The 2,197-nt window shown below is 67.5% G+C and carries 2 protein-coding genes; both read left to right on the top strand.

The features are described from left to right. A partial coding sequence (locus tag AB0K15_RS47965; protein WP_364067916.1) for a cytochrome ubiquinol oxidase subunit I occupies positions 1 to 1,350 on the top strand: 1,350 nt, incomplete at its 5' end. Continuing rightward, the coding region (locus AB0K15_RS47960; protein WP_364067914.1) for a cytochrome d ubiquinol oxidase subunit II at positions 1,347 to 2,197 on the top strand (851 nt) is incomplete at its 3' end. The genes AB0K15_RS47965 and AB0K15_RS47960, both read left to right, overlap by 4 nt.

Here is a 2,197-nt window from a genome sequence, read left to right as displayed (position 1 = left end):
CTCGGGTTCCACATCATCCTGGTGCCGCTCGGGGTGTCGTGGGCGTTCATGGTCCTGATCGCGAACTACCGGGCGGTGCGCCATCACGACCGGGCCGCGCTGGTGCTCGCGCAGCGCTGGTCGAAGTACATGGCCGTGACGTTCGCGGTGGGCGCGGTGACCGGGACCGTGCTGAGTTTCGAGTTCGGTCTGCTCTGGCCGCATTTCATGGGGACTTGGGGTGAGGCCTTCGGTGTCCCGTTCGCGTTCGAGGGGATCTTCTTCTTCACCGAGGCGATTTTTGTCGCCATCTACATCTTCGGCTGGCGGCGGCTGAAACCGTGGACGCACTTCTGGACCGGGGTGCCGATCGTCCTCGCCGGGGTGTTCGGCTCGGTGTCCGTGGTCGCGGCGAACGCGTGGATGAACGCTCCGTCCGGGTTCACGGCGAACGCGCGGGGCGAGATCGTCGATGTGGATCCGCTCGGGGTGATTTTCAACGACGCGATGCCGCTGCAGGCGGCGCACATGGTCGTGGCCGCCTACCTGGTCGGCGGGTTTTTGGTCGCGTCGGTGTACGCGGTCGGGATGCTGCGTGGCCGGACCGATCGCTACCACAAGCTCGGGTTCGTCATCCCGTTCAGTGTTGCCGCGGTGGCGACACCGGTCCAGATCGGTGTGGGTGACAGCCTGGCGCGCTGGGTCTACAACGATCAGCCGGTCAAGTTCGCCGCGATCGAGCTGGTGCCGACGACCAGTTCGGATGTGCCCGAGACTCTGCTGGGTCATCTCAACGAGGACGGCACGGTCACCGGGGGCATCCCGATTCCGGGGCTGGCGTCGTGGTTGTCGGACCCGAGCACGGGCCGCTCGACCGTCGTCCAGGGTCTCGACTCCGTGCCGGCCGACGCGCGGCCGACGATTCTGGAGGCCAATGTCGTGCACCTGGCCTGGGACGTGATGGTCGGTCTCGGGACGGTGCTGCTCCTGCTGTCGCTGTGGTACGGCGCGGTCTGGTTGTTCCGCCGGCACATGCCGCGTGGTAAATGGTTCCTGCGGGCCGCGGCGTGCGCGGGGGTGCTCGCGGTCGTCACGATGGAGGCCGGTTGGGTGGTCACCGAGGTCGGCCGCCAGCCGTGGATCGTTTACAACCTGATGAAGGTCGAGGCCGCGGCGACCGGGAACACCGGCGTGTGGATCACCTTCATCGCCGTGATCGTTCTCTACCTCGCGCTCGGTGTCACGACGATCCTGGTGCTTCGCTCGATGAGCAGGCGCTTCCGCCGGGCCGGCGGGTTCACCGAGCTCGACGGGCCGTACGGGCCGGTGAAAGAACCCGAGCCGGCCAAAACCGCCGGGTCCGAGTCGTGAGTACGGCTGTCGCCGCTGTGCTGCTGGTCGCGATCGCGACGTACGCGGTCTTCGGTGGAGCGGACTTCGGCGCCGGTTTCTGGGACCTGACCGCCGGCGGGCCCGAGCGGGGTGCCGCACCACGGGGCGTGGTGGAGCGGTCGATCGGCCCGGTGTGGGAGGCCAACCACGTCTGGTTGATTTTCATCTTCGTCGTCACGTGGTCCGCTTTCCCGTCGGCGTACCAGTCGATCACCTTGACGATGTTCATCCCGCTGACCATCGCGGCACTCGGCATCGTGTTACGGGGTGCGAGCTTCGCGTTCCGCAAGGCTGTGCTCACCGTTCGCGTCCGTCGCGTCTTCGGTGGCGCATTCGCACTTTCGTCCGTGCTCGTGCCGTTCTGCTTCGGTGCGATCGCGGGCGGTATCGCCTCGGGTCAGGTGCCGGCCGGCGGTAAGGTCGGTGACCCCGTCGGCAGCTGGCTGAACCCGACATCACTCGTGACCGGTGTCCTGGCGGTCGTGCTGGCGGCGTACCTGGCCGCGGTGTACCTGGTGTGGGACGCACGGCGAGAAGGCGACACCGGCATGGCGGCCTACTTTCGCCGCCGTGCCGTGGTGAGCGCCGTGGTCGCGGCCGTGGTTGCCGTGGTTGGCTTCGTCGTGCTGAGTTTCTCGGCCTCGTACGTCTTCGACCGGTTGATCTCGTGGGCGTTGCCACTGGTCGTGCTCAGTGTCCTGAGCGGATTCGGCGCCCTGGTACTGCTGGTTCGCGACGCCGCCCGCGGTGCGCGGGTGCTCGCCGTGGTCGCGGTGGCCTGCATCATTTTCAGCTGGGGCGTGGCCCAGTGGCCGTACCTGCTGCC

Origin of the sequence: Amycolatopsis sp. NPDC049253, from assembly GCF_040678995.1 — a bacterium.
Taxonomy (GTDB): Bacteria; Actinomycetota; Actinomycetes; order Mycobacteriales; family Pseudonocardiaceae; genus Amycolatopsis.
This window is presented reverse-complemented; position numbering and strand designations above follow the sequence as displayed.